26 protein-coding genes are annotated in these 23,147 nt (G+C 62.7%); 5 read left to right on the forward strand and 21 right to left on the reverse strand.

The genetic code is table 11. The annotated features are described in order from the left end of the window. Position 1 precedes the first annotated feature (1 nt). The 9 genes from ispH to coxB form a co-directional block, all read right to left on the reverse strand. Positions 2–1,006, reverse strand: coding sequence for a 4-hydroxy-3-methylbut-2-enyl diphosphate reductase (gene ispH, locus NKH05_RS21135; protein WP_023716927.1), 1,005 nt, complete (start codon positions 1,004–1,006; stop codon positions 2–4). Between the two features lie 107 nt (positions 1,007–1,113). Further along, entirely contained in the window at positions 1,114–1,869 is a 756-nt protein-coding gene (locus tag NKH05_RS21140) for an SURF1 family protein (protein ID WP_352483708.1), read from the reverse strand. After that, positions 1,866–2,252, reverse strand: coding sequence for a DUF983 domain-containing protein (locus NKH05_RS21145; protein ID WP_352859180.1), 387 nt, complete (start codon positions 2,250–2,252; stop codon positions 1,866–1,868). The genes NKH05_RS21140 and NKH05_RS21145 overlap by 4 nt, the downstream gene beginning before the upstream one ends. 111 nt (positions 2,253–2,363) lie before the next feature. After that, the gene (locus tag NKH05_RS21150) at positions 2,364–3,245 is read right to left on the reverse strand and encodes a cytochrome c oxidase subunit 3 (protein ID WP_023716924.1); all 882 of its coding nucleotides are present in this window, start codon (positions 3,243–3,245) and stop codon (positions 2,364–2,366) included. A 1-nt stretch (position 3,246) separates the two neighbouring features. Next, positions 3,247–3,879 (reverse strand): cytochrome c oxidase assembly protein, encoded by a 633-nt coding sequence (locus NKH05_RS21155; RefSeq protein WP_352547562.1) that lies wholly within the window; start codon positions 3,877–3,879, stop codon positions 3,247–3,249. Positions 3,880–3,886: 7 nt separating this feature from the next. Next, a complete protein-coding gene (locus NKH05_RS21160) occupies positions 3,887–4,054 on the reverse strand; it encodes a cytochrome c oxidase system small membrane protein (protein ID WP_023716922.1) in 168 nt (55 codons plus the stop codon). After that, entirely contained in the window at positions 4,051–4,995 is a 945-nt protein-coding gene (locus NKH05_RS21165; RefSeq protein WP_352483710.1) for a heme o synthase, read from the reverse strand. Before NKH05_RS21165 ends, NKH05_RS21160 begins: the two co-directional genes overlap by 4 nt. 76 nt (positions 4,996–5,071) lie before the next feature. After that, positions 5,072–6,724, reverse strand: a complete 1,653-nt coding sequence (ctaD, locus tag NKH05_RS21170; protein WP_023716920.1) for a cytochrome c oxidase subunit I — start codon at positions 6,722–6,724, stop codon at positions 5,072–5,074. Between the two features lie 38 nt (positions 6,725–6,762). Further along, positions 6,763–7,641, reverse strand: coding sequence for a cytochrome c oxidase subunit II (gene coxB / locus NKH05_RS21175; RefSeq protein ID WP_023716919.1), 879 nt, complete (start codon positions 7,639–7,641; stop codon positions 6,763–6,765). Between the two features lie 371 nt (positions 7,642–8,012). Between coxB and NKH05_RS21180 the strand changes: the two genes are divergently transcribed. The 3 genes from NKH05_RS21180 to NKH05_RS21190 all read left to right on the forward strand — a co-directional run bounded on the left by NKH05_RS21180 (position 8,013) and on the right by NKH05_RS21190 (position 10,852). Continuing rightward, positions 8,013–8,537 (forward strand): invasion associated locus B family protein, encoded by a 525-nt coding sequence (locus NKH05_RS21180; RefSeq protein ID WP_023716918.1) that lies wholly within the window; start codon positions 8,013–8,015, stop codon positions 8,535–8,537. Positions 8,538–8,665: 128 nt separating this feature from the next. Then, complete coding sequence (gene tldD, locus NKH05_RS21185; protein WP_353025991.1) at positions 8,666–10,078, forward strand: metalloprotease TldD; 1,413 nt, start codon at positions 8,666–8,668, stop codon at positions 10,076–10,078. A 66-nt stretch (positions 10,079–10,144) separates the two neighbouring features. After that, positions 10,145–10,852, forward strand: a complete 708-nt coding sequence (locus NKH05_RS21190) for an NAD-dependent deacylase (RefSeq protein ID WP_023716916.1) — start codon at positions 10,145–10,147, stop codon at positions 10,850–10,852. 249 nt (positions 10,853–11,101) lie between these two features. Here NKH05_RS21190 and NKH05_RS21195 read toward each other — a convergent pair whose 3' ends face one another. From NKH05_RS21195 to NKH05_RS21210, 4 genes are all read right to left on the reverse strand, one after another. Continuing rightward, positions 11,102–11,635 carry an RES family NAD+ phosphorylase gene (locus tag NKH05_RS21195; RefSeq protein ID WP_502895932.1) on the reverse strand — a complete coding sequence of 178 codons (534 nt, stop codon included), beginning with the start codon at positions 11,633–11,635 and terminating at the stop codon, positions 11,102–11,104. Further along, the gene (locus NKH05_RS21200; RefSeq protein WP_023716914.1) at positions 11,601–11,972 is read right to left on the reverse strand and encodes an antitoxin Xre/MbcA/ParS toxin-binding domain-containing protein; all 372 of its coding nucleotides are present in this window, start codon (positions 11,970–11,972) and stop codon (positions 11,601–11,603) included. The genes NKH05_RS21195 and NKH05_RS21200 overlap by 35 nt, the downstream gene beginning before the upstream one ends. A gap of 75 nt (positions 11,973–12,047) precedes the next feature. Then, positions 12,048–13,289, reverse strand: coding sequence for a class I SAM-dependent RNA methyltransferase (locus NKH05_RS21205; RefSeq protein ID WP_023716913.1), 1,242 nt, complete (start codon positions 13,287–13,289; stop codon positions 12,048–12,050). Continuing rightward, the gene (locus tag NKH05_RS21210; protein ID WP_023716912.1) at positions 13,286–14,095 is read right to left on the reverse strand and encodes a TlyA family RNA methyltransferase; all 810 of its coding nucleotides are present in this window, start codon (positions 14,093–14,095) and stop codon (positions 13,286–13,288) included. Before NKH05_RS21210 ends, NKH05_RS21205 begins: the two co-directional genes overlap by 4 nt. Before the next feature lie 174 nt (positions 14,096–14,269). Here NKH05_RS21210 and NKH05_RS21215 point away from each other — a divergent pair, with 174 nt between their 5' ends. Continuing rightward, a complete protein-coding gene (locus NKH05_RS21215; protein WP_352494381.1) occupies positions 14,270–14,671 on the forward strand; it encodes a GFA family protein in 402 nt (133 codons plus the stop codon). Between the two features lie 3 nt (positions 14,672–14,674). On the opposite strand, the gene NKH05_RS21220 is transcribed toward NKH05_RS21215, so the two are convergent. The 7 genes from NKH05_RS21220 to NKH05_RS21250 all read right to left on the reverse strand — a co-directional run bounded on the left by NKH05_RS21220 (position 14,675) and on the right by NKH05_RS21250 (position 20,438). Beyond that, a complete protein-coding gene (locus NKH05_RS21220) occupies positions 14,675–14,968 on the reverse strand; it encodes a hypothetical protein (protein ID WP_023716911.1) in 294 nt (97 codons plus the stop codon). 206 nt (positions 14,969–15,174) lie between these two features. Continuing rightward, positions 15,175–17,088, reverse strand: a complete 1,914-nt coding sequence (dxs, locus tag NKH05_RS21225; RefSeq protein ID WP_023716910.1) for a 1-deoxy-D-xylulose-5-phosphate synthase — start codon at positions 17,086–17,088, stop codon at positions 15,175–15,177. An 81-nt stretch (positions 17,089–17,169) separates the two neighbouring features. Beyond that, the gene (locus NKH05_RS21230) at positions 17,170–18,090 is read right to left on the reverse strand and encodes a pirin family protein (RefSeq protein ID WP_023716909.1); all 921 of its coding nucleotides are present in this window, start codon (positions 18,088–18,090) and stop codon (positions 17,170–17,172) included. Positions 18,091–18,097: 7 nt separating this feature from the next. Beyond that, complete coding sequence (locus NKH05_RS21235) at positions 18,098–18,364, reverse strand: DUF2277 domain-containing protein (protein ID WP_023716908.1); 267 nt, start codon at positions 18,362–18,364, stop codon at positions 18,098–18,100. Positions 18,365–18,471: 107 nt separating this feature from the next. Next, positions 18,472–18,723, reverse strand: a complete 252-nt coding sequence (locus NKH05_RS21240; RefSeq protein ID WP_023716907.1) for an exodeoxyribonuclease VII small subunit — start codon at positions 18,721–18,723, stop codon at positions 18,472–18,474. A 3-nt stretch (positions 18,724–18,726) separates the two neighbouring features. After that, positions 18,727–19,653 (reverse strand): histone deacetylase family protein, encoded by a 927-nt coding sequence (locus NKH05_RS21245; RefSeq protein ID WP_352483717.1) that lies wholly within the window; start codon positions 19,651–19,653, stop codon positions 18,727–18,729. Between the two features lie 131 nt (positions 19,654–19,784). Beyond that, entirely contained in the window at positions 19,785–20,438 is a 654-nt protein-coding gene (locus NKH05_RS21250; protein WP_352483718.1) for a TetR/AcrR family transcriptional regulator, read from the reverse strand. Between the two features lie 118 nt (positions 20,439–20,556). Here NKH05_RS21250 and NKH05_RS21255 point away from each other — a divergent pair, with 118 nt between their 5' ends. Further along, positions 20,557–21,780: an MFS transporter gene (locus NKH05_RS21255; protein ID WP_352483719.1), complete on the forward strand. Its 1,224-nt coding sequence runs from the start codon at positions 20,557–20,559 to the stop codon at positions 21,778–21,780. A gap of 58 nt (positions 21,781–21,838) precedes the next feature. Here NKH05_RS21255 and ribB read toward each other — a convergent pair whose 3' ends face one another. Further along, the gene (ribB, locus tag NKH05_RS21260; RefSeq protein ID WP_023716904.1) at positions 21,839–22,939 is read right to left on the reverse strand and encodes a 3,4-dihydroxy-2-butanone-4-phosphate synthase; all 1,101 of its coding nucleotides are present in this window, start codon (positions 22,937–22,939) and stop codon (positions 21,839–21,841) included. Positions 22,940–23,147: the final 208 nt, after the last annotated feature.

Consider the following 23,147-nt stretch of genomic DNA (forward strand, 5'->3'; position numbering starts at 1 on the left):
GCTACGCAGCCCCGTTGACGAAGGCCATGTCGGCTGCCGTCAGTTCGACATCGCGCAACACCCGCATCACCGGAAAATCCTCCGTCTCCGTCGCCGTCACGGCCAACTCGATGGTTACGTCGAAGCGCTGCCGGAAGGCATCGACAATCTCGTCGACGATGATCTCCGGCGCCGAGGCGCCCGCCGACAGGCCGAGTGTCGAGATGCCGGCAATGTCATTCCACGGAATTTCGGAGGCGCGCTGCACGAGAAGCGACATCGAGGCGCCGGCGCGTTCGGCCACTTCGACAAGCCGCCGTGAGTTGGAGGAGTTAGGCGCACCGACGACCAGGAAGAGATCGGCGCCGGCCGCTGTTTCCTTGACCGCCTCCTGGCGATTGGTGGTGGCATAGCAGATCGATTCCGCCGCCGGCGCGTGCAACTCGGGAAAACGTTGCTGCAGGGCGCGGATGATGCCGGCGGTGTCCTCGACCGACAGCGTCGTCTGGGTGACGAAACCGAGCGCTCGCGGGTCTGCGGGCACGAAGCTTGCGGCGTCGGCTTCGGTCTCGATCAGAGTGACCGCGCCATCCGGCAACTGGCCCATTGTGCCGATCACCTCAGGATGCCCGGCATGGCCGATCAAAAGCACGTGGCGGCCAAGCCGCTGATGGCGCATTGCCTGCTTGTGGACTTTCGAGACCAGCGGGCACGTCGCGTCGAGATAGAACAGGTTGCGGGACCGGGCGTCGGCCGGCACCGATTTCGGCACGCCATGCGCCGAAAAGACGACCGGGCTCTGGCGATGCTCGGGCGGGATCTCGGAGAGCTCCTCGATGAACACCGCGCCGAGGCTTTGCAGCCCTTCGACGACGTAGCGGTTGTGCACGATCTCGTGGCGGACATAAACCGGCGCGCCATATTTCTTGAGCGCCAGCACGACGATCTGGATGGCACGGTCAACGCCCGCACAGAAACCGCGCGGCTGGCAGAGCCGGATGGTCAGCGGTGGCTTTGTCTGAAGCATGATTGCATCTTACGCTGATTGTAGGCCGGTTGATCGGACTATGACTTCTGAGCTCAAGGCGCGAAATGAGGTGTGCGGCCCTGCCCTGTCAAGGGTAGTGGCGGCGATCATTGGTCTTTCGCCGGGCGGCGGAGCCAGGAGATCAGGACACCGGCAAGGGCGACGGCAAGGCCGTACCAGGTTATCGCATATTGCAGATGGCTGTTCGGCAGGTCGATGACGGTGACGCCGCCGACGGGCAGCCCGCCGGGGTTGGCGGCGGCGTTCGCATCGATGAAGATCGGCACCAGCGCCGCACCTGCCGGCAGGCCGGCGCTCGAGGCCATCGCGTCACGATCTTTCCAGTAGAAGATGTTCTTCTGCGGATCATTGTCGGGAAGCATCATCGAGGGCTTGGCCGGCAGCGGGTTGCGGGCGAGCCCCGTCACCGTCACTTTGCCCGTCACCTGCCCCTGCGGCCGCTTGGCGGGGTCCTTGAAATCGTAGGGCACGAAGCCGCGGTTGATCAGCACGAAACGGCCATCCTCGAGTTGCAGCGGCGTGAAGACATCGAAGCCGGACTGGCCTTCCCAGGTGGCGAGGAAATGCCGTTCGCCTTGATGCAGGAAAGTGCCGGTCACTATCACCGGCGTGTAGTCCACGTCGCCGGTGGCAGCAAACCGCTTTTCGACCTCGGCCAATGGCACAGGCGCCGAATGCGTGCGCTGGTCGATCGTCTGGAGAAGGCCCTCTTTCCAGTGCAGGCGCTGAACCTGCCAGGTGCCGAGCGCCAGCAGGATCAAAGACACGACGATACCCAGGCCGAGCGCCAATGCGCGTTTCGGCCGCGACCGGCCGGCCACCAAACCTGATGCCTCGCTCATTCGCCGCGGTCCAGCCGGCCCTCGGCCGCCTTGTTGCGGTATTGCAGCGTCAGCAGCACGCCCTTGATCAGCCTGAGCGCCGCCAGGCACAGCACCAGCGTCAGCGGAATCCACAGCAACAGATGCAGCCAGAGCGGCGGATTGAGCGTCACCTCCATCCACAGCGCCAGGCCGACGACGATGAAGCCGATGATCAGAATAACGAACACCGCCGGCCCGTCGCCGGCATCGGCGAAGGAATAATCGAGGCCGCAATTGGTACAGCGATCGCCGACTGTGAGGAACCCGAAGAACAGCTTGCCCTCGCCACAGCGGGGGCAGCGGCCATGCAGGCCGGCCGAGATCGGATCGATTGGTGGCCAGATCGCCTTGTCGTCGCTCATGGGGTCATCCTAGGAGCATTTGCCGCAAAAGATAAGGCGGCCACGTCGCCGCAGCCGCCTTGTCTATTTCCTCGGCCCCATTTTCCTCGGGCCCATTTCCTCGGGCCAATGTCAGTGCGGTTCGATCATTGCGCCGTTCGATGCCCAGACATAGATCGAGGCAAACAGGAATAGCCACACCACGTCGACGAAATGCCAGTACCAGGCGGCGGCCTCGAAGCCGAAATGCTGCTTGGGCGTGAAGTCGCCCTTCATGGCGCGGATCAGGCAGACCAGCAGGAAGATAGTGCCGATGATGACGTGGAAACCATGGAAGCCGGTCGCCATGAAGAAGGTGGCGCCGTAGATCGAATCCCTGAAGCCGAACGGCGCATGCATGTACTCGTAGGCCTGCACCATGGTGAACAGCATGCCGAGGCCGACGGTCAGCACCAAGCCATTGATCAGCCCTTTGCGGTCGCCGTGGATGAGCGAGTGGTGCGCCCAGGTCACCGTGGTGCCCGACAGGAGCAAGATGACGGTGTTGTAAAGCGGCAGATGGAAAGGGTCGAGAACTTCGAGGCCCTTGGGCGGCCAGACGCCGCCGGTGAAGGCGGTACGGGCATACTGATGGACCTCGCCGGGGAACAGGCTGGCGTCGAAGAAGGCCCAGAACCAGGCGACGAAGAACATCACCTCGGAGGCGATGAACATGATCATGCCGTAGCGCAGATGCAGCGACACGACACGAGTGTGGTGCCCCTCATGCGCTTCCTTGATCGTATCCGACCACCAGGCGAACATCGTGTAGATGACGATCAGCAGGCCGATGAAGAACAACCATGGATTGGCGATGTTGAAACCGAAGATGGGGAAATCGCCGCCCTTGAGATATTGCATGTAACAGACGCCGCCGATCGCGGTCACCAGCGCCCCGACGGAGCCCAGGAAAGGCCATGGGCTCGGGTCGACGAGGTGGTAGTCATGTTGCGGTTTTGCGTGTGCGTCTGCCATATCAACCCCCGAGGCTTGCTTCGGTATCTGAACTCTTGTTGCGGCGGCCGTCGGCCGGCACCGATGATGCGACCGGCTTGGTCTTGTCGACCGGGAACATCGTGTAGGACAGGGTAATCGTCTTCAAATCCTTCAATTCCGGCGCGTTGACGATGTCGGGATCGACATAGAACACGACCGGCATGTCCAACGTCTCGCCCGGCTTCAGCGTCGTGTCGGTGAAGCAGAAACACTCGACCTTGTTGAAGTAAGGTCCGGCCAGTTCAGGCTGTACATTGAAGGTGGCGCGTCCGGTGATGGGCCGGCTGAATTTGTTGGTCGCGCTGAAATGCGCCTCGGCTGTTTCGCCGATCTTGATGGTGATCGAGCGGGCGACCGGCTGGAATTGCCAGGGAATGCCGACAGTGTTGGCATCGAAGCGGATGGTGATGTCACGGTCGAGCACCCGATCGGCATATTGCTGGGTCGCCCGTTTAACGGTGCCGCCGTAGCCTGTCGCCTGGCAGAACATCGCGTAGAGCGGCACTGCGGCATAGGCCATGCCGATCATGCCGCCGAAGAACGCGATGCAGACGCCGGCGACGACGCGGTTCGTATTCTTCTTCGTAGGATCGGTGACTGTTTGCCTGGTCATGTTCAGCTCACATCGAACCGGTGACGCTGTGACCAAATTTCACGATGGTCGCGACGTAGAATATGACGACCAGCGCCGCCAGCGCGAAGCCGATTGCGGCCGAGCGATTGCGGCGGGCCTTCTGCTGACGGTCGGTCAGCGTGACCAGTTCAAGCTTCTTTTCGGCCATGCTCATGCTCCACCGATGGTCAGCGCGCGCGCGACGACGCAATCGCCAAGGTAGGCGGCGAAGATGGCGAAGAGATAGAGCAGCGAATAGCCGAACAGGGCCTTGGCCGGCTTCATCGCCCGGTCGTCATCGGCCATTTGCAGCACCTTCCACGCATACCAGACGAAGCCGGCGCCGAGCAGCAATGCAACGACGCCATAGGCTGGCGTGGTGAAGCCGAGAACCCATGGCAGCACGCCAACCGGTGCGAGGACCAGCGCATAGGCAAAGATCTGGCGTCTGGTCGAAGCCTGGCCGGCGACATTCGGCATCATCGGAATGCCTGCCTTGGCATAGTCCTCCGACTTGAAGAGCGCGAGCGCCCAGAAATGCGGCGGCGTCCACAGGAAGATGATCAGGAACAGCACCAAGCTTTCGAGGCTGACCGATCCGGTTACCGCCGCCCAGCCGATGACCGGCGGAATGGCACCGGCAGCACCGCCGATGACAATGTTCTGTGGCGTCCAGCGCTTCAGCCACATCGTGTAGATGACGGCATAGAAAAAGATGGTGAAGGCCAGAAGCGATGCGGCCAACCAGTTGACCAGCACGCCGAGCGTCATCACCGACAGAACCGACAGCACCAGCCCGAAGCTCAATGCCTCGCCAGGCCGTATGCGGCCGGCCGGCACGGGACGGCCGGCGGTGCGCGTCATCACCGCATCGATGTCTGCGTCATACCACATGTTGAGCGCACCGGACGCGCCGGCACCAATGGCAATAGCCAGGATCGCGATCACCGCCAGCAGCGGATTGATGGTCACCGGGGCGGCGACCATGCCGACAAACGCTGTGAACACCACCAGCGACATGACGCGCGGCTTCAGCAGGGCGAAGAAATCGCCCGCCGTCGCTTCCGACATGCGGAAGCCCGGCTCGTCAATCAGTCTGTCTTCGGCAAGGGCCATGCGTACTTAGAGTCCATCATTCCGTTGGCCAAAACCGCCGGACGGCCGGCGGTTCCGTATTAAAGGAGGCAACCGCCTACTTGATCTTCGGCAGCTGTTCCCATTGGTGGAACGGCGGCGGCGAAGGCAGCTGCCATTCCAGCGTGGTCGCACCCTCACCCCAAGGATTGGCGCCGGCGACCCGCTTCTTCTGGAACGCCTCGAAGACGCCGAACAGGAAGATGACGACGCCGACAGCCGAGATGTACGAGCCGTAGGACGACACCATATTCCAGCCGGCGAAGGCATCGGGATAGTCGATATAGCGACGCGGCATTCCGGAGAGACCGAGGAAATGCTGCGGGAAAAAGACCAGGTTGACGCCGACGAAAGTGACCCAGAAGTGGGTGTTGGCGATCACCGGCGAATACATGTAGCCGGTCATCTTCGGGAACCAGTAGTACCAGCCGGCGAAGATGGCGAAGACCGCGCCCAGTGACAGCACGTAGTGGAAGTGCGCAACCACGAAATAGGTGTCGTGCAGCGGGCGGTCGAGGCCGGCATTGGCCAATTGCACGCCGGTGACGCCACCAACTGTGAACAGGAAGATGAAGCCGATCGCCCACAGCATCGGGGTCTTAAGCGAAATCGACCCGCCCCACATAGTGGCGATCCACGAGAAGATCTTCACGCCCGTCGGCACCGCGATGACCATGGTGGCGAAGACGAAATAGCGCTGGGTGTCGAGCGACAGGCCCGTCGTGTACATGTGGTGGGCCCAGACGATGAAGCCCACCGCGCCGATGGCAACCATCGCATAGGCCATGCCGAGATAGCCGAACACCGGCTTCCTTGAAAAGGTCGAGATGATATGGCTGATGATGCCGAAGCCCGGCAGGATCAGGATATAGACTTCTGGATGGCCGAAGAACCAGAACAGGTGCTGGAACAGGATCGGGTCGCCGCCGCCGTCCGGGGCGAAGAAGGTGGTGCCGAAATTGCGGTCGGTCAAAAGCATGGTGATGCCGCCGGCCAGCACCGGCAACGACAGCAGCAGCAGGAAGGCGGTGATCAACACCGACCACGCGAACAGCGGCATCTTGTGCATGGTCATGCCGGGCGCGCGCATGTTGAAGATGGTGGTGATGAAGTTGATGGCGCCAAGAATCGAGGAGGCGCCGGCGATGTGGATTGAAAGGATCGCCAGGTCCATGGCCGGTCCAGGCTGGCCCGATGTCGAGAGCGGCGGATAAAGCGTCCAGCCGCCACCGACGCCATAGGCGCCCGGCGCACTCGGGACGAAGGCCGAGATAATCAGCAGGATGAAAGCCGGCGGCAGCAGCCAGAACGAGACGTTGTTCATGCGCGGGAACGCCATGTCCGGCGCGCCGATCATGATCGGCACCATCCAGTTGGCAAAGCCGCCGATCAGCGCCGGCATCACCATGAAGAAGATCATGATCAGCGCATGCGCGGTGGTGAAGGCATTGTACATGCTCTTGCCGCCGTCGATGGCGGCGTCACCGTTCATGCCGTAGACCATCTGTGCCAGGCCAGTGAATATCTGGATGCCCGGCTCCTGCAATTCCATGCGCATGACGACCGATAAGGCGCCACCGATGCAGCCCGCCATGATCGCGAAGATCAGATAAAGCGTACCGATGTCCTTGTGGTTGGTCGAATACACCCACCGGACCCAGCCATGATACGGCTTGTGGTCGTGGTCGTCGTGAGCTGCAGCGTCTGCCATGGTCGGCTCCGTTCCCTGAATCTTTTCTGGTCGCGGCATCAGTTGCCGGCGGCCGCTACCTTGTTCGTGCCATCGACCTCGGCCATCAGCGCCTTGTTGGCGCCGGGAAGATCGGTCTTGGCTGCCGCCAGCCAGGTCTTGTATTGCGCATCGGAGACGACGCGAATGGCGATCGGCATGAAGGCGTGGTCCTTGCCGCAGAGTTCCGAGCACTGGCCGTAATAGAGGCCTTCCTTGTCGGCCTTGAACCACACCTCGTTGATGCGGCCCGGCACCGCGTCGGTCTTGATGCCGAAGGACGGCATGGCAAAGGCGTGAATCACGTCGGTCGCCGTCACCAGCACGCGGGTCATGGTGTTGACAGGCACCACCATCTCATTGTCGACGGCGAGCAGGCGCGGATAGGCGGCGCGATCTTCCTTGCCGGCAGCAGCCCTGTCGGCATCCTGAAGGATCGCGGAATTGAAGGAAAGCGTGTTGTCGACCTGGTATTCGTAATCCCAGTTCCACTGATTGCCCGTCGCCTTGACGGTCAGCTTGGCTTCTTCCGGCGGCGTGTATTGCGCGGTCAGCAGCTGGAACGAAGGAATGGCGAGACAGAGCAGGATGACGACGGGACCGACAGTCCAGATGACCTCGATCAGCGTGTTGTGGCTGGTGCGCGACGGGGTCGGGTTGACGCTCGCCCGGAATTTCAAAATGCAGTAGGCGATCAGAAAAAGCACCAAGGCGGTGATCACAATGATGAACGCGAACGAATAGTTTCCGAACCACTCGATCTGCCTCATAATATCGGTCGCCGGAGGCTGAAAACTGGTTTCCCAGGGTTGAGGCTGGGCTGCATGAGCGGATGCAGCGGCAAACAACGTGGCGGCGGCACTAGCTACGATTTTGGCGGTTGCCAGGAATTTTCTCATCGCCCTCGTCATCTCCCAGTTCCTCGCGATCGGACCGCAAGAATGCCGAATAATGCCGGGACGGGAATCCCGGACAATTCAAGGCTGGTTCAAACCATACTCTATTTGCCTCCGCAAGAAAGGAGCGGCGGAACCCGTGCGGCATTTTTGCGCGCAAGCGCGGCTGTAGCTTCGTGCGGTGACCGCTCGTCGCGAATCACCGGAGCGGCATCCCGGCAGAATGAGCCGCGCGGCGCGCGAAACCGTCGCAATTAGGGCGAAATTGGCACGGAAAAGCGCATTGTCGCCTATGTCGGGGCAGACCGCGGGGGTCTCGTCCTTTACTTGGGTTTAGTGCGGCTTAAAGTGCCGTGATTCGCAATGGAGCCGTCATGAACGCGTGGCTTTCGAGAACCTTGGCGGAGGTCATCCTTGTTGCCGCCGCAATAGCCTTGTCAGGCGGCGGCCTGGCCAATGCCGCGCAGCCAAGCGGCACGGTGAAGTCGACGCATGGGGCGTGGTCGATCATCTGCGATACGCCGGCCGGTGCTACGTCCGAACAATGCGTGATGATGCAGAACGTCGTCGCCGAGGACCGCCCGGAAATGGGTCTTTCCGTTGTCGTGCTGCGTACAGCCGACAACAAGGCCGAAATCCTTCGTGTGCTGGCGCCGCTCGGCGTGCTGTTGCCCAACGGCCTCGGCCTCAATGTCGACGGCAAGGATATCGGCCGCGCCTATTTCGTGCGCTGTTTCCAGGACGGCTGCTATGCCGAGGTCATCCTGGAAAAGCCGCTGCTCGACACGCTGAAGACCGGTACGTCGGCGACCTTTATCGTCTTCCAGACGCCCGAAGAAGGCATCGGCATTCCCGTCGACCTCAAGGGTTTTGCCGACGGCTTCGCCGCCCTGCCTTGAACGCGGTCTTGTAGCACGATCCAGTGATTGTTGACCGGCCGCGGTCACGGCAAATCTCATTTCAGATTGTCTGTGCAGGCCTTCGCGCCTACATCGTGGGAAACAATCCTCCTGCGAATGGACCTGCCATGAACAGCCTGATCGGCCAATTCGACATTTCCGACGATCGCATCAAGCAGATCGTCGCCGAGACCATCAACGGCGCCGACGACGGCGAACTGTTTCTCGAATACAGCGAAAGCGAAGCGCTGATGTTCGACAATGGCAAGCTGAAGACCGCGAATTTCAACACCGACCAGGGTTTCGGCCTGCGCGCCGTCGCTGGCGAGGCCAGCGGCTACGCCCATTCCAGTGATCTCTCCGAAGCCTCGCTGCGGCGCGCCGCCGATGCCGTTTCGACGGTGAAGAGCGGCTATTCCGGCACGCTTGCCGCAGCGCCCGTCCGCACCAACCGCCATCTCTACGGCGACGGAAACCCGATCCCCTCGCCTTCCTTCGAGACCAAGGCCAAGTTGCTTCAGGAAATCGATGCATGGCTGCGGGCCGAAGATCCGCGCGTCAGGCAGGTGACGGCGTCGCTCGCCGCCTCCTGGCAGCATGTCGAGATCGTGCGCGCCGATGGCCAGATGGTCCGCGACATCCGCCCGCTGGTCAGGATCAACGTATCGGTGGTGGTCGGCGACGGCGACCGCCAGGAGAGCGGCTCCTACGGCATGGGAGGCCGCAAGGATTTTGGCGAATTCCTGGTCGAGGACAGCTGGCGGCACGCGGCCAAGGAGGCACTGCGGCAGGCGCTCGTCAATCTCGAAGCGGTTCCAGCACCTGCCGGCACTTTCGACATCGTGCTGTCGAGCGGCTGGCCCGGCGTCATGTTGCACGAGGCCGTCGGCCACGGGCTGGAAGGCGATTTCAACCGCAAAAAGACGTCGGCCTTTGCCGGCCTGCTTGGCCAGCAGGTGGCGGCGAAAGGCATCACCGTCGTTGACGACGGCACCATGCCCGAGCGGCGAGGTTCGCTGACCGTCGACGACGAAGGCACGCCTTCGGCCCATAACGTGCTGATCGATGATGGCAAGCTGGTCGGCTACATGCAGGACCGCCAGAATGCACGGCTGATGGGCATGAAGGCCACCGGCAACGGGCGGCGCCAAGGTTACGCGCATGAGCCGATGCCGCGCATGACCAACACCTACATGACGGCAGGCGACATGGAGCCGGAGGAAATCATAGCCTCGGTCAAGAACGGCATCTATGCCGTGTCGTTCGGTGGCGGCCAGGTCGACATCACTTCGGGCAAGTTCGTGTTCGGCTGCACCGAGGCCTACATGATCGAGAACGGCAAGGTGACGCAACCGATCAAGGGCGCCATGCTGATCGGCAATGGGCCGGATGCCATGCATCGGGTTTCGATGGTCGGCAACGACATGAAGCTCGACACCGGCATCGGCATGTGCGGCAAGGCCGGACAGGGCGTGCCGGTCGGCGTCGGCCAGCCGCATCTCAGGATGAACCAGATGACGGTCGGCGGCACCAGGGTTTGATGCGGCTGCCGCCTTCCGGTAACATCGCCTTCCAAATGATGTTTCCGGATGCCGGTGTCTTCGACCATGTCCAAAGCCAAAATCGTCATCCTGACAGGCGCCGGCATTTCGGCGGAATCGGGCGTCGCCACGTTCCGGGATCCCGACGGGGTCTGGGCGAAATACGACCTGCAGGACGTGGCCACGCCGCAAGGTTTTGCGCGCGACCCCGTAAAGGTGCAGGATTTCTACAATATGCGCCGGCGGCAGATGGGCAGCGTCGAGCCGAATGCGGCGCACGCCGCGCTGGCCAAGCTCGAGCAGAAATTCCCAGGCGACGTCCTCGTCGTCACGCAGAATATCGACGACCTGCATGAGCGCGCCGGTTCGCGCAAACTGATCCATATGCATGGAGAACTGGGCCATGCCCTTTGCCTGAGCTGCGGGCAAAGCAGCACCTGGGCCGACGACATCGCTGCCCATTCGGCCTGTCCAGCGTGTGGCGCAAAAGGTCAATTGAGGCCTGACGTGGTCTGGTTCGGCGAAATGCCTTACCGCATGGAGGAGGTCGGCGAGGCGCTGACGCGCTGCGACCTATTCGTGGCCATCGGCACCAGCGGGAGTGTCTACCCGGCAGCAGGTTTCGTGGAGGAGGCACGCGCGGCCGGAGCCGTAACAGCCGAACTCAATCTGAAATGCGCCGGCTGGGCCTCCCGTTTCGACGAGCAGATGGAAGGGCCGGCGACACAAGTGGTGCCCGCCTTCGTCGAGCGCGTCCTTTCAGGCGCAGGCTAGCACCGTCTGGCTATGCAGCCTTGAATTCAGCGCGCGATCAGCATCTTTGTTATGTCGGGAGAGGAAACTGTGATCGCTGCCGGAGAAAAGCTAGAAGTCACCAGTTCGACCGACGATCAAGTCGCACTGCCTGTTCCAGTCTTGCCTTTAACACGGCCATAGGACGTATTTGGATCCCTGCCCCACATAGGCAAGCCGAAGACGTTGGAAGAGATGGAGGCGGGTGTGCCCGCCGCAGCTCGAACTGCCCTAAAGCCATGATGCCGCTGTTTTCGGCAGGCGATGGTCGGGATCGATGATTTCAAGATCCGGAGCATCGTTTTCGTTCCAGCGCCACAGCGCGACGCATGTGCCGCCAGGCGACATGAAGGACGGGTAGATCACGCCGTGCAGCCCGTCGCCAAGCAAGCGGTCTCTCAGTTGGTGCGTCTCGGGCACAAAGCCTCCATCCACGATGTCACGCCATTCGCACCGGTGAATGTCGGCCGTTACACCGAGCTTCGACAGCGTATCAGCCTCTGTCAGGTCGGCCAGCCGGGCGCCTGACAGTTTCAATTGTGCAATCAGCGCCGGGTGCTGGACAAAACCCTGATTGTACTCGGCCCAAGCCGTGGACAGTTCCCGGGCGGCGTAGATCGCCGGCGTGCCAATCGGATTCCAGCGGCCGCCGAAGCGGGCCGCGCCCTCACCGGAAAGCGGCAGATGGGCCCAGCGCGGCACAAAAGCGCGCCATAGAGTCAGCCTGGGTTCAGGCATAGATGCCGGAGCGGACTGCCTCCAGATAGGCAAGCACCTTGTCAGTCTTGCCTTCGCGAACGAGATCGTAGGCGGTCTTTCCCGCCCAGCCGGGGATCGGCTGATGTTTGAACCAGATCGCGGCACGCTGTTCATCACCGGCCATCTCGCCGGCCATCGCCAGGATGCGGACGATGGGACTCAATGCGGCGTCGACCTTGCGCGCACCGGACTTGGCGGCAAGCGTGTTGCGCGCGAGACCGGTCAGGCCGGCCAGTTCAGTCATATTGACCCCTAGCAGTGCGGCTACCCGCCTCGGCGAGAGAAACGGCGCCCGCTCCTCGCCGAAGCGCGATGCCGAATTTTCAAAGGCTGCGGTGCTCATGGCAATTTCCTAGCCCAGTTTGAACGACGTACACTCAAAATGTGCTTTTTTGGTGCGCATTTCAAGCCCTAGCTGCTAGCGCCTTCGTCTCGGCTTCTCCAACAGCGCGACGGCCTCGACATGCGGCGACCACAGGAACTGGTCGATCGGGATTACGCTCTTCAAGGCGTAACCGCCATCGAGGAGGATGCGAAGATCCCGCGCCAGCGTCACCGGATTGCAGGACACCGCGGCGACGAGCGGCACGTCGGAGCGCGCGATCTGCTTCGACTGGTCCTCGGCGCCGGCGCGGGGCGGGTCGAAGACTACGCCGTCAAAGGCATTCAACTCCTTGAATGTGAGCGGCCGCCGGAACAGGTCGCGACGTTCGCCGGTCACCCGCTTCAGGCCGCTGGCGAAACGGAAGGCCCGGTCAAGCGCCGAGAGTGCTGCCGCATCGCCTTCCACCGCATGAACCTCCGATCTTGAGGCCAGACGCAGTGCGAAGCTTCCGCAGCCGGCGAAGAGATCGGCGACCTTTTTGGCGCGCGCGAGATGCTGGCCGACAATGTCGGCCATCGCTTCTTCGGCGGCCTCGGTCGCCTGCAGGAAAGCGCCCGGCGGCACTGCGACAGCGACGCCACCAAACAGGACGACCGGTTTCTTTGGTTCGATAATGATCTCGCCGTCGACCGACAGCCTGGCTAGCCTCTCGGCAATGACAAAGTTCGAGGCGACGCGGCGCTGGTTCTCGCCGAGCTTACCGGAATCGTGAACCGCGACATCGAGGCCGGAACCGGTCACCGTCACCGCCATGTGGAACGATTTGGTCGTGGTGCAGATCAGTCCGGCAAGCATCCTCAAACGGTCGAGCGCAGCGACGATCTGCGGCAGCGAGATCGGGCATTCCTCGATGGAGATGATTTCGGACGACAGCGCGCGAACGAAGCCGAACTGCATTCCCGCCTCGCTCCGCCGGGCAGTGAAGACGACGCGGCGGCGCGTGTGCGGCGCGCACGGCACCAGCGGGCCGACATCGCAGGCGATGCCCTTGCTCTTCAGCGCATGCACGACCCTTTCGCGCTTCCATTGGTGATAGGCTTCAGTCTCGAGATGCTGGACGGCGCAGCCGCCGCATTCGCCGAAATGGCGGCACGGCGGATCGACTCGCAGCGGCGAGGCCTCAAGCACCGACATCAAGGTAGCGCGATCTTTCTCCCGCCCGGCGGTGACGACCTCTCCCGGCAGCGTAAACGGAATGAAAACCTCGCCGGTCTCGGTCTCGGCGATGCCGTCGCCCTGCGAGCCCAATTTTGCGATTGTGAAACGCGTGGTCATCGCTTCTCAATCCCGGCCCGCCCGATCTTGGCAGGCTTGGTCGCGACGGCCTTGATGCCGCCGAGCAGGAACTCGCGGTTGCCGTCGCCGCCCTCTATCGGCGACAGATGAAGTCCCAACGAGCGCCAGCCGGGAATGGCATCGAGCCAGTCCTGCATCAGGCCGGCAATGCGCGCCGCATCATAGGGGTCCTTCAGCAGGCCGCCCTTGCCGATCGCCTCGCGGCCGGCCTCGAATTGCGGCTTGACCAGAAACACGGCTTTTGCGCCGTTCCTGGCCAAGGCAAGCGCCGGCGGCAGCGCCAGTTTCAGCGATATGAAGCTGACATCCGAGACGATGAAATCCGGCACACGGCCGCCGAGATCGGCGGCCGACAGTTCGCGCGCATTCAGGCCTTCAATCACCGTCACGCGCGGATCGCCGGCAATGTCGGAGTGGATCTGGCCGTGCCCGACATCGATCGCCGTGACATGCGCCGCGCCGCGTTCGAGAAGTACCTGCGTGAAGCCGCCGGTCGAGGCGCCGACATCGAGCGCTTCGCTACCGGTGGGGTTGAGGCCGAAATGGTCGAGACCAGCCTTCAGCTTCAGTGCGGCGCGCGAGACGTAACCTTGCGCCGGATCGTCAACGACGATGTTGCACTCAGGCAGAACGGCCTGGCCCGGCTTGTGGGCGACGATGCCGTCGACCGTCACGGTGCCGCGCGCCACCGCATCGCGAGCACGCGAGCGGCTGGCAAACAGGCCGCGCTGGACGAGTAATTCGTCGAGCCGCTGGCGAATGCTGGCTGGCGGAAGGGAAGTCATCGGCCTTCATGGCGAATGCCAACGATGATGGCAAGGATATTGGCGATGAGACAAGGCATAGTTGGAAAAGCGGGTGAACTCATCAGCCGCTCCGCTGTTTGTCGAACCTCGCACGACACCCGACGCAATGCTAAGAAGAGATGCCGTTTAGCCGTCGAAACGTGGAGGAGGAACATGCTGACGGGAACCTGCCACTGCGGCGCAGCCCACTGGACCCTGGAGGGCGATCCCGGTTCGATCACTGCCTGCAACTGTACGCTTTGCCGTCGCTACGGCACGCTCTGGGCGTATGACTATGTCGACGAACGCATCCGCCTTGCGGGGCCCGTGAGTGCCTATACGCGCGTTGGAAGGGCTCACCCTTCGCTTGAGATTCTCTTCTGTCCAACGTGCGCTTGCGTCCTGGCCTGGCGCGGATTGCGTGCCGATACCGCCGGTCGCCACCGCATCGCCGTCAATATGAGGCTTGCGCCGCCGGAGGCTGTCGCCGACCTCCCGATCGATCATTTCGACGGTCTCGACACATTCGAGGATTTGCCGAGGGATGGTCGCTGTGTGCGGGATATGTGGTTCTAGTTTCTAGAATATGGTCCGCGAAACCCGCCGTTCAACGGCCGGCGTCAGACCGTCGCTGCTGTCGCCGGACACCTGCGGGCGCGGCCGGTCAACGGAAATGGACGCCTTCGGCAAGGTATCTGGCACGACGACGAATTGCGGCGCCTCCTTGTAGGAGAAGCCGCCACGGATTTGGCCGATCTTGCCGGCGACGATGCCCATCACCGCCTCTTCGAGTTTGCGGTCGTAGCGCGTTTCGGCCACGGCCGACGCGGCGAAGATGGCCGTTAGCGCGATGCCGCCCAAAAGCGATCTCATTGGTCTTCTTTCCCCTGCCGGTCGCTTTCTAGCAGGGCGGCGTTGAAAAACGGCCAAAGGACACGGTAAGCAAATCGCCAAATGGCAGCGTAAACAGTATCTTACGACTGTTCGCCGGTAATTTGATTCAAGCAGTTGAGATTTTGATTCAGACTGGCATTTGCAGCCAAGCAGAATCTTTTGGCGTTGCAGAAACGCGGAAACAACTAGGCGCGCTGGGCCTGCGCGGTATGCCCCAACGCCACGAACACTGTGCGCACGATGCCGGCGCTGTCCAGCCCGGCATCGGCATACATCTTTTCCGGCTTGGCATGGTCGACGAAAGTGTCGGGCAGCACCAGCGGGCGCACCTTCAGGCCGCTCTCCAGCAGCCCTTCGTGGGCCAGGAACTGCAGCACATGGCTGGCGAAGCCGCCGACCGCGCCCTCTTCCACCGTCACCAGTATCTCGTGCGAACGGGCCAGCCGCCGGATCAGATCCTCGTCGAGCGGCTTGGCAAAACGGGCATCGGCGACCGTGGTCGAAAGCCCCGCCGCGCCAAGCTCCTCGGCCGCGGCCAGGCAATCCTGCAGCCTGGTGCCGAAGGAAAGCAGCGCAACCTTGGTGCCTTCCCTGACGATCCGGCCCTTGCCGATCTCCAATACCGAGCCGCGCTGCGGCATCTCGACGCCAACGCCGTTGCCGCGCGGATAGCGGAAGGCGATCGGGCCGTCATCGTAGCTTGCAGCGGTGCGTACCATGTGGCGCAGCTCGGCCTCATCGGCCGCCGCCATGACGACGAAACCGGGCAGCGTCGCCAGGAAGGTGGTGTCGAAAGCGCCGCAATGGGTGGCACCATCGGCGCCGACGAAGCCGGCGCGGTCGATCGGAAAGCGCACCGGCAATTTCTGGATCGCCACGTCGTGGACGACCTGGTCGTAGGCGCGCTGCAGGAAGGTCGAGTAGATCGCCGCAAAAGGCTTGAAGCCTTCCGTGGCAAGGCCGGCGGCGAAGGTCACCGCATGCTGCTCGGCAATGCCGACGTCGAAGGTCCTCGCCGGAAACGCTTCGCCGAAGAGGTCAAGCCCGGTGCCGTTCGGCATGGCGGCGGTGATGGCGACGATGCGGTCGTCCTCTCGGGCCTCCTGGATCAGACTGTCGGCAAACACCTTGGTGTAGCTCGGCGCGTTGGCGGGCGCCTTGGCCTGGGCGCCGGTAATGACGTCGAATTTGTTGACGCCGTGATATTTGTCGGCGGCCGCCTCGGCCGGGGCGTAGCCCTTGCCCTTCTGGGTCACGACGTGGATCAGCACCGGGCCGTCGGCATTGTCGCGGACGTTCTTCAGCACCGGGATCAGGTGCTCGAGGTTGTGGCCGTCGATTGGGCCGATGTGGTAGAAACCCATTTCCTCGAACAGCGTGCCGCCGGTGACGTAGCCGCGCGCGTGCTCGACCGCCCGCTTGATGGCGCGATCGGCGCGCTCGCCGAGATAGGACGTCAGCTTCTTGCCGAAATCGCGCAACCCCAGATAGGTCTTGCCAGACGCCAGACGGGCCAGATAGGCGCTCATTGCGCCGGTCGGTGGAGCGATCGACATATCGTTGTCGTTCAAGATGACGATTAGCCGGGCATCGAGTGCGCCGGCATTGTTCATCGCCTCATAAGCCATGCCGGCCGACATGGCGCCGTCGCCGATGACGGCAATGACATTGTTGCGGCCATCGGACAGATCGCGCGCCATCGCCATGCCGAGGCCGGCTGAAATCGAGGTCGAGGAGTGGGCTGCGCCGAACGGATCGTATTCGCTCTCGACGCGACGGGTGAAACCGGACAGCCCCCCCTCCTGCCGCAGCGTGCGGATGCGGTCGCGGCGGCCGGTCAGGATCTTGTGCGGATAGGCCTGGTGGCCGACGTCCCAGATCAGCCGATCGTCCGGCGTGTTGAAGACGTAGTGCAGCGCGACGGTCAACTCGACCACGCCAAGGCCGGCGCCGAGATGCCCGCCGGTGTGGGAGACGACGTCGATCAGTTCGGCGCGAAGCTCGGAAGCCAGCTGCGGCAGGTCGCCTTCGGCAAGCGTGCGCAAATCGGCTGGGACGCGGACCTTGTCGAGAAGCGGCGTATCGGGCTTTGCGTTCACTGTTTGCGAGCCTGGTCAGATTTTCTGTTCATCGTGAAATATGCCGCTGGCCGGCGAATGTAAATGTGGCGGTAACGCGCATCAGCTTTCGGGCAGCGGGATGAACTCTTGCTCGTCTCCGGGAATGATATCGAAGCGGCCCGTCTTCCATTCTTCTTTCGCCTGTTCGATGCGTTCCTTTGAGGACGATACGAAATTCCACCAGATATAACGTTTCGAACCGAGCGAAGCGCCGCCAAACAGCATGAAATGGGCGCCGCTCTCCGATAAAACAACGATCTCATCGCCGGGCCGGAAAACCAGCAGCCGCTCGGCCGGGAAGCGGTCACCGGATATCGAAACCTCGCCTTCCAGCGTATAGATGGCGCGCTCCTCGGCATCGGCCGGGATCTTCACGCTGGCACCCGGCGCCAGCCTGAGATCGGCGTACAGTGTGTCCGAAGCGGTCGCGACCGGGGAGCGCATTCCGGAAAACGCACCGATGACGATATGGCCGCTGACCCCCTCGGCATCGATTTCGGGCAGGCGCAGCGCCGCGGTGTTTTCGAAGATCGGCGCGACCTCCTCCTTGCCGTCCGGCAGCGCCAACCATGTCTGCAGGCCGGAAACCGACATCGGCGCGCCGCGCAGTTCTTCTGGCGTGCGCTCCGAATGGACGATGCCGCGGCCGGCGGTCATCAGATTCACGTCGCCGGGCTGGATCACCATCTCGGTGCCGAGCGAATCACGGTGCCTGATCTTGCCGTCGAACAGGTAAGTCACCGTCGACAGTCCGATATGCGGATGCGGACGGACGTCGAGCGCCTGGCCGGCCCGAAGAACTGCCGGACCCATACGATCGAAGAAGATGAAAGGTCCGACCAGCCGGCGCCTGGCCGTCGGCAAGGCGCGGCGAACCTGAAATCCGCCAATATCCTTGGCGTTCGGAATGACCATCAGCTCGATCTGATCGCTGGCGAAGGCATCGCCCATCTGCGGATCGTTTCCGGGAAAGAAGCTCACGCGGTCCTCAGGCGAAGCGAAGTGCAGATTTGGCCTTCGCCTTGGCCGCCACCTCTTCGCGATTGCGCGGATGCTGCGTCGTCTCGAGGCTGTCGAGCAATTCGCGCGCCGAGGCGGCAATGGCCTCGACGGCATGGTCGAACGCATGCTGGTTCTGTTTTGACGGTCGCGTCGTTCCGCTCAGCTTGCGGACAAACTGAAGTGCGGCATCGCGGACCTCGTCATTGGTTGCCGGCGGATCGAAATTGAACAGGGTTTTGATGTTTCTGCACATCGTTCGCAATCTCCTCTCGTCCTGGAGCCGTTTCAAACGGGATGAGTTTTATCCTCAATCATGGTGATGTCCAAAGCCGGCAAGCACAATCGTCGTTCGAGGCCGCCTCAATCCGCGTCCAACGGCTCTGTCCCCACCGGCTTGCCGTCACGCGACAGCCTGATTTTCTCGACCTTGTCCTCGGCCGCCTTCAACAGCCGGTCGCAATGGGCCTTCAGCGCCTCGCCGCGCTCGTAGATGCGGATCGACTGGTCGAGCGGCACGTCGCCGCGCTCCAGATCGTCGACGATCCTCTCTAGCGCGTCGAGCGCCTGCTCGAAGCTCATCGCCTTGACGTCCTCGTTGATCTCACCAGCCATCGTCTATCCCTTCATCAGCCGCCCGACATGGGCGGCGACTGAAAATGCCAATCCCTGCAGATCGTAGCCGCCCTCGAGCAGGCTGACGACCCGATTGCCGCTAAGGCGCCCGGCGCGTTCGAGCAACTGACCGGTCGCCCAGTCGAAATCATCCTCGGTCAGGTTGATCTCGGCCAGCGGATCGCGGTGGTGGGCGTCGAAACCGGCGGAGATGATGATAAGATCGGGCACAAAATTGTCGAGCGCCGGCAGGATGCGCGACAGAAAGGCGTCGCGGAAAACATCGCTGCCGCTCTGCGGCGCCAGCGGCGCGTTGACGATGTTGCCGGCGCCGGTTTCGCTCACGGCCCCGGTGCCGGGGTAAAGCGGCATCTGGTGCGTCGAGCAATAGAGCACGGACGGATCGTCCCAGAAGATGTCCTGCGTGCCGTTGCCATGATGCACATCCCAGTCGACGACGGCAACGCGGTCGGCGCCATGGTTCTTCTGCGCGTAGCGTGCCGCGATCGCCGCGGTGTTGAACAGGCAAAAACCCATGGAGGTGGTCTTTTCGGCATGATGGCCAGGCGGCCGTGCGGCGACGAAGACATTGTCGGCACGGCCGGTGAAGACGTCGTCAACAGCAGCGTTGGCAGCCCCGATCGCAGTCACGGCCGCCTGCCAGCTCTTTGGGCTGGCGGTGGTATCGGCGTCGATACGGGCGATGCCGGTGTCCGGTATCGCTGTGCGGACACGTTCGACGAATTCGGGCGGATGCGCGTAAAGGATGGTTGCCTCGTCGCCTTCCGGCGCCTGGACGCGATCGAGCGCCGCGAAGGCCTCGTCGTCAAGCACACGCTCTATGGCGCGCAAACGGTCTGGCCGCTCCGGGTGACCGGGCGGGGTTATGTGCTCGAGGAAAATCGGATGGGTGTAAAGTCTCGTGACCATGCCCCGATATAGGCGCGCCTCGACGCTTTGGCCATGTTTTAGCGTCTCGCTGGTGTGATGTTCAACAGGGTTTAAGCGGGCGGGGCCGGCTGGTTCCAGCGCGAGCCGCCAGATTGCTGGAAAGAACAACCTCAGGCCGGTGACTGGTCAATCTCGGGGTGCATCGACGATAGTCGATCAGGCTGGTGCAGCCTGCCGGTGAGATTGAGCAGCCCTTCCAGAAGAACCTTGAACGCCTTCACTGCCTTCTTCGACGTCGCTTCGGGATCGTTCGAATTTGCGATCCACTGCGCCGCATGCAACGAGGCGCCGCTGACCAGCCTTGCCGCGGCTTCGGGATCGATGGCAAGAATGGTCCCCTCGTCGCTCAGTCTTTGCAGGCTCTCCGTCATCGAGCGGATGCATGTGCTCTGGCTTGGCCATTGCGATGGATCGCCGAGCACCGCCGGGCCGTCGCGAAGCACAATACGCTGGATCTCCGGCTCCAGCGCCATCTCAATATAGGCGGTGCATTCGTCGACAAAGCCCTGCCAGAGATTGTCCGGCTTGGCCGAAACGACCTTCAGCCGGGCCGACATTTCGGCGTCGATCTCGGCGATGACCGCCTGGAGAAGGCCCTTCTTGTCGCCGAAGTGATGATAGAGCGCACCGCGCGTCAGCCCGGCCGATGCCGTGAAATCATCCATCGAGGCTTCGGCATAGCCGAGCGTCCCGAAGGCCTGGCGTGCCGCGGCAATCAGCTTGGCGCGGGTCTCGGCAATCATCTCCTTGCGTGGTCTGTGCATGCTGTGGCCCTATTAACATACGCTTCGTATGCCAATTGACATACGCGGCGTATGATCTATTTAAACTCATACGTTACGTATGTAATCGTCGAACCGTCCGTTGTCGAGGAGCCAGACCATGCAAAATCCCTATACCCAGATCTTTCGCGCGCCTGGCGCCATAGGCTTCGCCGCAGCCGGGTTCGTTGCCCGGCTGCCGATGGCCATGGCTCCGATCGGGATCGTTGCGATGCTGTCACAGACTGATGGCGAATACTGGCTGGCCGGCGCTGTCTCCGCGACATATGCGCTTGCCAACGCTTTCGTCGCGCCACAGGTATCGCGACTGGTGGATCGCCTCGGCCAGACGCGGATTGTGGTGCCGACCACCGTGATTTCCACGCTCGCTTTCGCGATCCTGATTGCGGCGGCCAATCAGCATTGGCCGATATGGACGCTGTTCGTGTCATCGCTGCTGGCTGCTGTCATGCCCAGCATCCCGGCAATGGTGCGCGCGCGCTGGACTGAGATCTTCCGCAACCGTCCCGAGCTGAACACCGCGTTCGCCTTTGAATCGGCGGCGGACGAACTGGTCTACATCGCCGGGGCATCGCTGTCGGTGGGGCTGAGCGTCGCGCTTTTCCCGGAAGCGGGAGTGCTCGCGAGCACATTGTTCCTCGCCCTCGGTTCGACGGCTTTCATCCTGCAGCGTTCGACCGAACCGCGAGCCAGACCGGTGGAACATGGTTCGGGCGGTTCGGCAATCCGCCTGCGGCCTGTCCAGATCCTCACCTTGGCGCTGATCTTCATTGGCGCGACCTTTGCAACCACGGAGGTGAGCACAGTGGCGATCACCAAGGAGCTTGGCCAGCCGGGCGCCGCCAGCTTCGTTATCGGCGTCTACGCGCTCGGATCGTTCGTCGTCGGCATCATTATCGGCGCCCTGAACCTGAAAGTGCCGCTGCAAATTCAACTTGCCATCGCAATCGCCATCATTGCGCTTACCACGCTGCCGCTGCTCGTCGCCGACACCGTGCCGCTGCTGGCACTGGCCGTCTTCGTCAGCGGCGTGGCGATCTCGCCGACCTTCATCACGGCATTCGGTCTGATCGAGCGGCGCGTGCCCGAGGCGGTGCTGACCGAAGGCGTGACCTGGGTGATGACCGGCATTGGCATCGGCATGGCGCTCGGCTCATTCGCCGCCGGCTGGGTGGTGGACGCTTTCGGCGCGCAGAACGGGTTCTGGGTATCGGTGGCGTCGGGCACAATCGCATTGGTCATCGTGCTTGCCGGCCAGCGCAGCCTTGCCGCGCCGGATTGCGACATTGCAGCCTGCGACGCTGCTGCGGTCGCTGCGGAATAGCTTCCGGTGCGTCCGGCCCGAGGCGGGGGCCGGACGCATACCAGCATCGTGAGAACGGTCAAAGAATCTCGGTCTTGGCGATGTGGATGCCAAAACCTTCGAGGCCGACATAATGGCGCTCGCGCGAGGCGATCAGATTGATCGAGGAAATGCCGAGATCCTTGAGGATTTGCGCGCCGAGGCCGATCTCGCGCCATTCGTTCTCGCGCCGGCGCGCCTCTTCATGGTCCTCGCGGTCGCCGGCAGCCGGCCGCTTGCGCTCCTGATGGGCGACGCCGACCGACCCTTCGCGCAGATAGACGATGACGCCGCGCTTGCGCTCACCCATCGCCTTCATGATGGCGTCCAGCCTGTGGCTGGTGCCGAAGACGTCACTCACCACGTCCTCGGAATGAAGGCGCACCGGCACCTCGACGCCGTCGCGGATATCGCCGAAGACGACCGCCACGTGATGCATGGAATCCCAGGGCAGCGTATAGGTAAAGACCTGCGCCTTGCCGCCGGGCGTCTCGATGTCGGAACAGGCGACGCGTTCGACCAGCGTTTCCTTGCGTTGCCGGTAGGCGATGAGGTCGGCAACCGAGATCTGCTTCAACCCGTGCTTTTCGGCGAAGGCCTGCACCTGCGGGCCGCGCATCACGGTGCCGTCATCGTTGACCAGCTCGGAAATGACGCCGACCGGCGGCAGGCCGGCGAGCTTGCAAAGGTCGACAGCGGCTTCGGTATGGCCCGAACGCATCAGTACGCCGCCCTCGCGCGCGATCAGCGGAAAGATGTGGCCGGGGCGCACGAAATCGGACGCGCCGACATTGCCATTGGCGAGATTGCGCACCGTCAGCGTGCGGTCGTCCGCCGAAATGCCAGTCGTGGTGCCGTGCTTGAAGTCGACGCTGACGGTAAAGGCAGTGGTGTGGGCAGAATCATTGTCGGCCACCATCGGCGACAGGTTGAGCCGCTTGGCTTCCTCGCGCGGCATCGGCGTGCAGACGATGCCTGACGTGTTGCGGACGATGAACGCCATCTTTTCCGGCGTGCAATGGACGGCGGCGACGATCAGGTCGCCCTCGTTCTCGCGCCCGTCATCGTCCATGACGACGACGATCTCGCCGCGCTCGAAGGCGCGCAGGGCTTCAACGATCTTCTTCTGGTCGTAAGGCATGGACGCTCGTTTCACTCGCAGGGAATAGGGGAGTAAGGGAGTAGGGCAGTACGGGAGTAGGGAAAAGGAAAAAATTGCTGTCGCGGGAGCTGCATAACCTACTCCCCTACTCCCCTACTCCCCTACTCCCCTACTCCCCTACTCCCCTACTCCCCTACTCCCCTACTCCCCTACTCCCCTACTCCCCTACTCCCCTACTCCCCTACTC

The organism is Mesorhizobium sp. M1399, assembly GCF_040317735.1.
Lineage (GTDB): Bacteria > Pseudomonadota > Alphaproteobacteria > Rhizobiales > Rhizobiaceae > Mesorhizobium.

Excerpts from the sequence above, each read along its gene's own strand:
- ispH (WP_023716927.1), bottom strand. The coding sequence starts at position 1,006 with ATGCTTCAGACAAAGCCACCGCTGACCATCCGGCTCTGCCAGCCGCGC.
- NKH05_RS21140 (WP_352483708.1), bottom strand. The coding sequence starts at position 1,869 with ATGAGCGAGGCATCAGGTTTGGTGGCCGGCCGGTCGCGGCCGAAACGC.
- NKH05_RS21145 (WP_352859180.1), bottom strand. The coding sequence starts at position 2,252 with ATGAGCGACGACAAGGCGATCTGGCCACCAATCGATCCGATCTCGGCC.
- NKH05_RS21150 (WP_023716924.1), bottom strand. The coding sequence starts at position 3,245 with ATGGCAGACGCACACGCAAAACCGCAACATGACTACCACCTCGTCGAC.
- NKH05_RS21155 (WP_352547562.1), bottom strand. The coding sequence starts at position 3,879 with ATGACCAGGCAAACAGTCACCGATCCTACGAAGAAGAATACGAACCGC.
- NKH05_RS21160 (WP_023716922.1), bottom strand. The coding sequence starts at position 4,054 with ATGAGCATGGCCGAAAAGAAGCTTGAACTGGTCACGCTGACCGACCGT.
- NKH05_RS21165 (WP_352483710.1), bottom strand. The coding sequence starts at position 4,995 with ATGGCCCTTGCCGAAGACAGACTGATTGACGAGCCGGGCTTCCGCATG.
- ctaD (WP_023716920.1), bottom strand. The coding sequence starts at position 6,724 with ATGGCAGACGCTGCAGCTCACGACGACCACGACCACAAGCCGTATCAT.
- coxB (WP_023716919.1), bottom strand. The coding sequence starts at position 7,641 with ATGAGAAAATTCCTGGCAACCGCCAAAATCGTAGCTAGTGCCGCCGCC.
- NKH05_RS21180 (WP_023716918.1), top strand. The coding sequence starts at position 8,013 with ATGAACGCGTGGCTTTCGAGAACCTTGGCGGAGGTCATCCTTGTTGCC.
- tldD (WP_353025991.1), top strand. The coding sequence starts at position 8,666 with ATGAACAGCCTGATCGGCCAATTCGACATTTCCGACGATCGCATCAAG.
- NKH05_RS21190 (WP_023716916.1), top strand. The coding sequence starts at position 10,145 with ATGTCCAAAGCCAAAATCGTCATCCTGACAGGCGCCGGCATTTCGGCG.
- NKH05_RS21200 (WP_023716914.1), bottom strand. The coding sequence starts at position 11,972 with ATGAGCACCGCAGCCTTTGAAAATTCGGCATCGCGCTTCGGCGAGGAG.
- NKH05_RS21205 (WP_023716913.1), bottom strand. The coding sequence starts at position 13,289 with ATGACCACGCGTTTCACAATCGCAAAATTGGGCTCGCAGGGCGACGGC.
- NKH05_RS21210 (WP_023716912.1), bottom strand. The coding sequence starts at position 14,095 with ATGACTTCCCTTCCGCCAGCCAGCATTCGCCAGCGGCTCGACGAATTA.
- NKH05_RS21215 (WP_352494381.1), top strand. The coding sequence starts at position 14,270 with ATGCTGACGGGAACCTGCCACTGCGGCGCAGCCCACTGGACCCTGGAG.
- NKH05_RS21220 (WP_023716911.1), bottom strand. The coding sequence starts at position 14,968 with ATGAGATCGCTTTTGGGCGGCATCGCGCTAACGGCCATCTTCGCCGCG.
- NKH05_RS21235 (WP_023716908.1), bottom strand. The coding sequence starts at position 18,364 with ATGTGCAGAAACATCAAAACCCTGTTCAATTTCGATCCGCCGGCAACC.
- NKH05_RS21240 (WP_023716907.1), bottom strand. The coding sequence starts at position 18,723 with ATGGCTGGTGAGATCAACGAGGACGTCAAGGCGATGAGCTTCGAGCAG.
- NKH05_RS21245 (WP_352483717.1), bottom strand. The coding sequence starts at position 19,653 with ATGGTCACGAGACTTTACACCCATCCGATTTTCCTCGAGCACATAACC.
- NKH05_RS21250 (WP_352483718.1), bottom strand. The coding sequence starts at position 20,438 with ATGCACAGACCACGCAAGGAGATGATTGCCGAGACCCGCGCCAAGCTG.
- NKH05_RS21255 (WP_352483719.1), top strand. The coding sequence starts at position 20,557 with ATGCAAAATCCCTATACCCAGATCTTTCGCGCGCCTGGCGCCATAGGC.
- ribB (WP_023716904.1), bottom strand. The coding sequence starts at position 22,939 with ATGCCTTACGACCAGAAGAAGATCGTTGAAGCCCTGCGCGCCTTCGAG.